At 72.0% G+C, this 6,760-nt stretch carries 7 protein-coding genes; 5 read left to right on the top strand and 2 right to left on the bottom strand.

The window, feature by feature from the left end:
- Positions 1-260 precede the first annotated feature (260 nt).
- Genes AB0E14_RS38935 through AB0E14_RS38945 form a run of 3 tightly spaced genes read left to right on the top strand, consistent with a single transcriptional unit; the run spans position 261 to position 1,615 of the window.
- On the top strand, positions 261-689 hold the full coding sequence (locus tag AB0E14_RS38935; RefSeq protein ID WP_362430054.1) for a roadblock/LC7 domain-containing protein: 429 nt from the start codon (positions 261-263) through the stop codon (positions 687-689).
- A complete protein-coding gene (locus AB0E14_RS38940) occupies positions 682-1,059 on the top strand; it encodes a DUF742 domain-containing protein (RefSeq protein WP_362430058.1) in 378 nt (125 codons plus the stop codon). The genes AB0E14_RS38935 and AB0E14_RS38940 overlap by 8 nt, the downstream gene beginning before the upstream one ends.
- Positions 1,040-1,615 carry an ATP/GTP-binding protein gene (locus tag AB0E14_RS38945; protein ID WP_362430061.1) on the top strand — a complete coding sequence of 192 codons (576 nt, stop codon included), beginning with the start codon at positions 1,040-1,042 and terminating at the stop codon, positions 1,613-1,615. The genes AB0E14_RS38940 and AB0E14_RS38945 overlap by 20 nt, the downstream gene beginning before the upstream one ends.
- Before the next feature lie 90 nt (positions 1,616-1,705).
- On the opposite strand, the gene AB0E14_RS38950 is transcribed toward AB0E14_RS38945, so the two are convergent.
- Complete coding sequence (locus AB0E14_RS38950) at positions 1,706-2,977, bottom strand: alpha-L-fucosidase (protein ID WP_362430064.1); 1,272 nt, start codon at positions 2,975-2,977, stop codon at positions 1,706-1,708.
- Positions 2,978-3,128: 151 nt separating this feature from the next.
- Positions 3,129-4,055, bottom strand: coding sequence for a LysR substrate-binding domain-containing protein (locus AB0E14_RS38955; protein ID WP_362430067.1), 927 nt, complete (start codon positions 4,053-4,055; stop codon positions 3,129-3,131).
- Positions 4,056-4,128: 73 nt separating this feature from the next.
- Here AB0E14_RS38955 and AB0E14_RS38960 point away from each other — a divergent pair, with 73 nt between their 5' ends.
- Both AB0E14_RS38960 and AB0E14_RS38965 read left to right on the top strand, forming a co-directional pair.
- Positions 4,129-5,622 (top strand): aminotransferase class I/II-fold pyridoxal phosphate-dependent enzyme, encoded by a 1,494-nt coding sequence (locus tag AB0E14_RS38960; protein WP_362430070.1) that lies wholly within the window; start codon positions 4,129-4,131, stop codon positions 5,620-5,622.
- Between the two features lie 88 nt (positions 5,623-5,710).
- The gene (locus tag AB0E14_RS38965) at positions 5,711-6,646 is read left to right on the top strand and encodes an ABC transporter substrate-binding protein (protein WP_362430073.1); all 936 of its coding nucleotides are present in this window, start codon (positions 5,711-5,713) and stop codon (positions 6,644-6,646) included.
- Positions 6,647-6,760 lie beyond the last annotated feature (114 nt).

Genomic DNA, 6,760 nt, shown 5'->3' on the forward strand with positions numbered 1-6,760 from the left:
GTGCAGTTTAACTGCACAGTTTGGCTGTACAGCTCGGCTGCACAGCTCGGCTGCCAGCGGTCCGCGCCCGGCGTAGCGGACGGTGTCGCCGAGCCGGACCCGTACGCGCCGCCGGTGCCGGACGGGCCCCGCCGCTCCCCGGAACAGGCGCGGGCCGCCATGACCTCGTTCCGCGCGGGCTGGGCCCGCGGGAACTCCGACCGTGTGCCACGACCGGACACCGCACACGAGGACCACACAGATCGTGAAGGAGAGAGCCGATGACCGGCAACCGCCACCGCTCCGGTGAACTCGACTGGCTGCTGGAGGAACTGGTCACGCACGTTCCGGCGATCCACCATGCCGTCGTCCTGTCGGGCGACGGGCTGCCCGTCGGCATGTCAGCGGCGCTGACCAGGGACGACGGCGAGAGATTCGCCGCCATCGCCTCCGGGTTCCACAGTCTCGCCAAGGGCACGGGGCACCACTTCGGCGCCGGCCAGGTCATCCAGACCCTGGTCGAGCTGGAGGACGGCTTCCTCTTCGTCGTCGCCGCCGGCCACGGTTCCTGTCTCGCCGTGTTCAGCGACGCGAACGCCGACGTGGGACTCGTGGCGTACGAGATGGCCCGGTTGGTCAAGCGGGTCGGCGTCCACCTCGGCACACCGGCACGCGGCGACGCGGGTGCGATGCCGCTCCTCGATGACTGAGCACGGCAGGCGCTGGTACGACGACGAGGCGGGCCCTCTGGTACGCCTGTACGCGATGACCTCGGGCCGGGCCCGGCCCACGGGCAGCGAGACGTTCGACCTGATGACCCTCGTGCACGGCCGTGCGCGCCCCGAACGGGGCCCGGTGCTCTCGCCGGAGGAGTCGGAGATCCACCGGCTCTGCAGTGCACGCCCCCGGCCCGTGGCCGACATCGCCTCCGACGCGGGCCTGCCGCTCGCCGTCGTGCGGGTGCTCCTGGGAAACCTGCTGGAGGCCGGACTCGTCCGGGTCAGCCCTCCCGTACCCCCCGCTCAACTCCCCGACCAGCGCGTCCTCAAGAGAGTGATCGATGGACTCCGAGCCCTCTGACGTATCCTTCCTCGCCCTGAAGATCCTCGTGGCCGGTGGCTTCGGCGTCGGCAAGACCACCCTGATCGGGGCGGTCAGCGAGATCCGGCCCCTCAACACCGAGGAGCTGCTGACCGAGGCGGGCCGCCCGACCGACAGCCTCGACGGTGTCACCGAGAAGCGCACGACGACGGTCGCCCTGGACTTCGGGCGCATCACCCTCGGCGACGATCTGGCGCTGTACCTCTTCGGCACGCCGGGCCAGAATCGTTTCTGGTTCCTCTGGGACGAACTGGCCCGGGGTGCGCTCGGCGCGGTCGTGCTCGCGGACACCAGGCGGCTGGTGGACTCCTTTCCCGCGATCGACTACTTCGAGCGCAGGCGGCTGCCCTTCGTCGTGGCCGTCAACTGCTTCGACGGCGCGCGTGACTACAGCGCCGAGGAGGTGTCGGCCGCCCTCGATCTCGACGAGGGCACGCCGGTGGTGCTGTGCGACGCGCGCGAGCGGGAGTCGGGCAAGGAGGTCCTGATCGCGCTGGTCGAGCACGCCACCACTGAACTCCGTCCCCTCGGGTAGCCGCCGTCCCGGCACCCGAGGGGGCGGGCCGGTGCGGACCGGGCGCGTCGGCGCGCCCGGTCCGCACCGTGATGCGTCGTGGCCCGGCGGTCAGTCCCGGCCGGTCCCTCGGTAGAGGTCCAGCTCGCCGTCGAGTTCGACGGCGAGGACGGTGGCCCGCTCGTCGATGTCCGCGCCCTCCGGGGCCTCGATCCACAGCACGCCGGGCACCTCGCCGAGGCCTCCGACGGTCCGGTGCTCCCGTTCGGCGCCGGTGCCGACCACCCGGACGCGCTTCACCGGTGTCCGCAGTCCGCGCAGGGAGACCGCCTCGCGCGGCGGGTCGAAGCAGACCAGGTAGAGCGTGCGCCGGTCGGCCGAGAGGGTGCTGGGGCCGTAGTGGTGCCCCGCCGGGAGACCGGCCACCGTGTCGTACACGGCCTCGGCGTGCCGGGCGATCCAGTCGCCGAGGCCCTCCAGGCGCTCGACCTGCTCGGCCGGGATCGTGCCGTCCTCGCGGGGGCCGACGGCCAGCAGCAGGTTGCCGCCCATGCCGATGGTCTCCGTGAAGTAGCGCACCAGCCGGCGCACCGACTTCTGGTTGTGGTCGCCGTGCTGGTAGCCCCAGGAGTCGTTGACGGTCAGGCACAGCTCCCAGGGGCCGTCGGGCGGCAGGATCGGCACACCCTGCTCGGGGGTGGCGTAGTCGCCGTGGCTCAGCATCCGGGCGTTGAGGACCGTGTCCGGATTGCCTGCGAGGATCTGCTCGGCGAGCCGGCGCATCCCCCACTGTTCCTCGCTGCGCTCCCACTCCCCGTCGAACCACAGCAGGTCGGGACGGAACCGTGCGACGAGTTCGCCGACCTGGGCGTCGCGGTAGGCGACGTACCGGGCCCAGGCCTCCGGGTCCTCGATGCCGTCCGCGGGGGCGACGAGGGGGTTGGTGGCGACGTCCCCGTCGGGTGCGTCGGGGTGGACCACGCTCGCGTAGTCGGGGTGGTTCCAGTCGGAGTGCGAGTAGTACAGACCGACCTTGAGACCGTGCGCGCGCAGGGCCTCGGCGTAGCCGGCGACCAGGTCGCGGCCTGCCGGGGTGTGGCGTACGACGTTCAGGTCGCCGTGCTCGGTGTCCCACAGGGCCACGCCGTCGTGGTGGCGCGCGGTGAGCACGGCGTACCGGGCGCCCACCCGGGCGAACAGCTCGGCCCAGGCGCGCGGGTCGTACGCCGACGCCGTGAAGCGGTCCAGCTGGCTCATGTACTTCTCGTGCGGCACCCGGCCGTCGTAGAAGGCCCAGGACTCGGGGACGCCGTCGACGGCGTAGATGCCGTAGTGGAGGAAGATGCCCAACTTGGCATCGGGGAACCAGGGTTGCATCGGCATGGGATCAGGTCCTCGGTGGGAGGGGCGCGGGGGTTGTCCGCCCGGCCACGCTAGGTCCGGCCCCGGGCCGCGCGGGTGGGGCAGACTCACCGTCGCTGGTCCGTTTTCACCAACCCGCCGTGCGGAGTCGGGGCGCCGCGCACGTTCCCTGTCAGCCCAGGGGCTGCGCGTCCCATGCGGCCGTGACGCGGGCCGCCTGGGTCTGCAGGGAGGCGACCAGCTCCTGCACGCTGGGCGCGGCCGTGGAGCGCAGGGCGGCGACGCTGATCTCGCGGGCCAGCGGCGGCCCCTCCAGCGGACGTACGACGACGTCGGCGCGCGGGGCCCCGAGGGCCAGGCGGGGGACGAGCGAGACTCCCGTACCGGCCGCGACGAAGCCCTGCACGACGCCGTAGTCGTCGGTGCGCATCACATGGACGGGTTCGAAGCCGTGCCGCGCGCAGGCCCAGGACAGGAGCCGGTCGCAGGGGTCGCGGGGGTCGGCGGCCCCGACCCAGTCGTCCTCGCGCAGCTCCTCCAGCGGCACCCGTTCCATGGCCGCGCACCGGTGGTCGGCGGGCAGGACCAGCAGGAGCGGATCGGTCAGCAGGGGGTGCACCTCGAAGGCGTCCTCCAGGTCGAGCCGGTCGCCGGGCTGCGAGAAGACGAGCGCGACCTGCAGTTCGCGGGAGCGCAGTCCGTTCAGGAGGGCGGGCAGCTCGCCCTCGGTGAGGGAGACGTGGACGCCTTGCGCGTGCAGCGCGCGGACCGCGCCGGGCAGCAGGAGCGCCCCCGCGGTGGGGAAGGTCCCGATGTGCAGCGTGCGGGTGCCGCGCGCGGCCTGGGCGCGTACCTCCCGCTCCGCCAGGCGCAGCCGGGCGAGCACCGCCTCGGCGTGCGGCAGCAGCGTCTCCCCGAGCTCCGTGAGCGCGGCGCCGCGCGGGCCCCGCTGCACCAGCGGGGCGTCGAAGTGCCGCTCCAGGACGGTCAGATGGTGGGTGACCGTCGGCTGCGAGTAGTGCAGCGCGCGGGCGGCCCCGGCGAGGGAACCCTCGTGGGCGATGGCCCGCAGGACATGGAGATGACGTACTTCAAGCATATAGACAGACTATGGAGATACCTCAAGGAATGCAGCATTCCCTTAACGGTCGGCGAATCCCACACTGGGCGACGTGAACAGCACCACAGCCGTAGCACCCCACCCCCGCCCGACCGGAACGCGCCAGGACGTGGCGCCGTACGCGGACGCCGTGCGGACACACGCCGAGCGCGCCTGGCTCCGTCTGAACGTTCCGGGTCACGCCGCCGAGGCCGCGAGCCCCCTCGCGCGGACCTTCGGCCCCGACCTCCTCACGCTGGACTTCCCCCCGCTGCTCGAAGGGCTCGACCTCGGCACGGGCACGCCGATGGACCGGGCCACGGAGCTGGCGGCGGAGGCCTGGGGCGCCCGTCGCACCTGGTTCCTGACCAACGGCGCCTCGCAGGGCAACCAGATCGCCTCCCTGGTCACGCCGATGCTCGGCCGCACGCTCGTCGTGCAGCGCAGTGTGCACTCCAGCGTGATCGACGGTCTGGTGCTCTCCGGCCTGAAGGCCGCCTTCGTGCAGCCGTCCCTCGACACCGAGCAGGGCATCGCGCACGGCGTCACGGCCGAGGCGGTGGCCGAGGCCCTCTCGTCCCACCCCGACGCGGCGGCCGTGTACGTGGTCTCGCCGAGCTATTTCGGCGCCGTCGCCGACATCCGGGCCATCGCCGACACGGCACACGCGCACGGCGTACCGCTGATCGTGGACGAGGCGTGGGGATCGCACTTCGGGTTCCACCCGGGGCTCCCCTCGGGCGCTCTCGCCCAGGGCGCCGACCTGGTGACCTCCAGCACGCACAAACTGGCCGGGAGCCTGACCCAGTCGGCCATGCTGCACCTGGGACACGGCCCCTTCGCGGATCTCCTCGAACCCCTCGTCGACCGTGCCTTCCGGCTCGTGCAGTCCACGAGCGCCAGCGCGATCCTGCTGGCCTCGCTCGATGTCGCGCGAAGGGCCCTGGCCTGCGGGCAGGAGACCATCGGGGCTTCGCTGGAGGCCGCGGACCGGATCCGGTCGGTCGTCAGAAGGCTGGGCCGGTACGGCGTGGTCAGCGACGGCTTCGGGGACTTCCCCGACATCGTCGGCGCCGACCCGCTGCGGGTCGCCATCGACACCAGGGCCGGCGGGATCAGCGGTCACGAGGCCCGCCGCCTGCTCTTCCGCGACCACCAGATCATGGTCGAGGTCTCCACCGACTCCGCCGTCGTCGCGGTCCTCGGAGCGGGCAGCGCCCCTGACACGGACCGGTTCGTCGAGGCGCTGCACACCCTGCCGCGCCCCCTCGGGACCGACACCGACCGCGGGATACGGCTCTCGCTCCCGGAGCCGGGCGAGGCCGTCCTGACCCCCCGTGAGGCCTTCATGAGCCCCGGCCGGGTCGTGCCCGCCGTCGAGGCCGTGGGCCGGGTGTCGGCGGACACCCTGGCCGCCTACCCGCCCGGCATCCCCAATGTGCTGCCCGGTGAGGTCATCACCAGCCAGACGGTGCGCTTCCTGCAGCTCACCGCGGCCGCGCCGACCGGGCACGTCCGCGGCGCGGTCGACCCGGACGTCTCCCACCTCCGCGTCGTCGACGCCTGACCGAGCGGCCACCACCGCCCGCCGACGCACCCCCGCACATCCAACTCCCCGCTGTTTCCCACCATTTCCTCGAAGGAGTCCACCGAACATGACCGGAGCGGCAGCAAGAAGAGGTACGGTCGCGGCCCTCGCCCTCGTGAGCGCGGCAGCCCTGACCCTCACGGGCTGTGGAGACCAGACCGGCAGCGGATCGTCGAACGAGGGGAGCGACAGCGAAGCTCCGCTGTTCTCCAAGCTGCCCGCCGACATCCAGAAGTCGGGCGTCATCAAGGTGGGCACGGACGCCACCTACGCCCCGATGGAGTTCAAGGAGGGCGAGAAGATCGTCGGTGTCGACCCCGACATCGCCGCCGCGCTCGGCAAGCAGCTCGGCGTGAGGTTCGAGTTCACCAGCGGCACGTTCGACACCCTGCTCACCGCGCTGCCGACCGGTCGTACGGACATCGCGATGTCGTCCATCACCGACACCAAGGCCCGCCAGGAGGGCCTGGACGACAAGGGCCAGAAGACCGGTAACGGTGTCGACTTCGTCGACTACTTCAACGCGGGCTCCATCGTGTACGTCCAGAAGGGCAACCCGAAGAAGATCGCGTCGCTCGCGGACCTCTGCGGGAAGACGACGGCCGTGCAGCGCGGCACGACCTTCGAGACGGTGGCCAAGACCCAGTCGGAGGCCTGTGAGAAGGCCGGGAAGCCGGCCGTCAGGATCGAGTCGTTCCCGACCGACGCCGAGGCCCAGACCCGCGTGAAGTCGGGCGGCGCCGCCGCGGGGATCAACGACTACCCCGTCGCCGCGCACCTGGCGCGTACGGCCGAGGGCGGGAACGCCTTCGAGATCGTCGGGGACCAGGTCGACGCGGGCCCCTTCGGGATCGCCGTGGACAAGAAGAACACGCAGCTGCGCGACGCGCTCAAGGAGGCGCTCGACGCCGTCATCCTCGACGGCTCGTACAAGAAGGCGCTGGACAAGTGGGGCGCGGGCACGGGTGCGGTGACCTCGGCCGAGATCAACGGCGGTTCCTGAACCACCCGTGTCACCGAAGTACGTACCACTGAAGGGCAGTCGTTGTGACTGACAAGTTCGACAAGGTTCCGGACGGGGCGGCTGCCGCCCCGTCGGGCCTGCCCCCGGAGGCCA

Origin of the sequence: Streptomyces sp. NPDC047981 (assembly GCF_040653315.1) — a bacterium.
Lineage (GTDB): Bacteria > Actinomycetota > Actinomycetes > Streptomycetales > Streptomycetaceae > Streptomyces.

What these genes read in the sequence shown, in the direction of transcription:
- AB0E14_RS38935 (WP_362430054.1), top strand. Translation starts at nt 261, where the DNA reads ATGACCGGCAACCGCCACCGCTCCGGTGAACTCGACTGGCTGCTGGAG.
- AB0E14_RS38940 (WP_362430058.1), top strand. Translation starts at nt 682, where the DNA reads ATGACTGAGCACGGCAGGCGCTGGTACGACGACGAGGCGGGCCCTCTG.
- AB0E14_RS38945 (WP_362430061.1), top strand. Translation starts at nt 1,040, where the DNA reads ATGGACTCCGAGCCCTCTGACGTATCCTTCCTCGCCCTGAAGATCCTC.
- AB0E14_RS38950 (WP_362430064.1), bottom strand. Translation starts at nt 2,977, where the DNA reads ATGCCGATGCAACCCTGGTTCCCCGATGCCAAGTTGGGCATCTTCCTC.
- AB0E14_RS38955 (WP_362430067.1), bottom strand. Translation starts at nt 4,055, where the DNA reads ATGCTTGAAGTACGTCATCTCCATGTCCTGCGGGCCATCGCCCACGAG.
- AB0E14_RS38965 (WP_362430073.1), top strand. Translation starts at nt 5,711, where the DNA reads ATGACCGGAGCGGCAGCAAGAAGAGGTACGGTCGCGGCCCTCGCCCTC.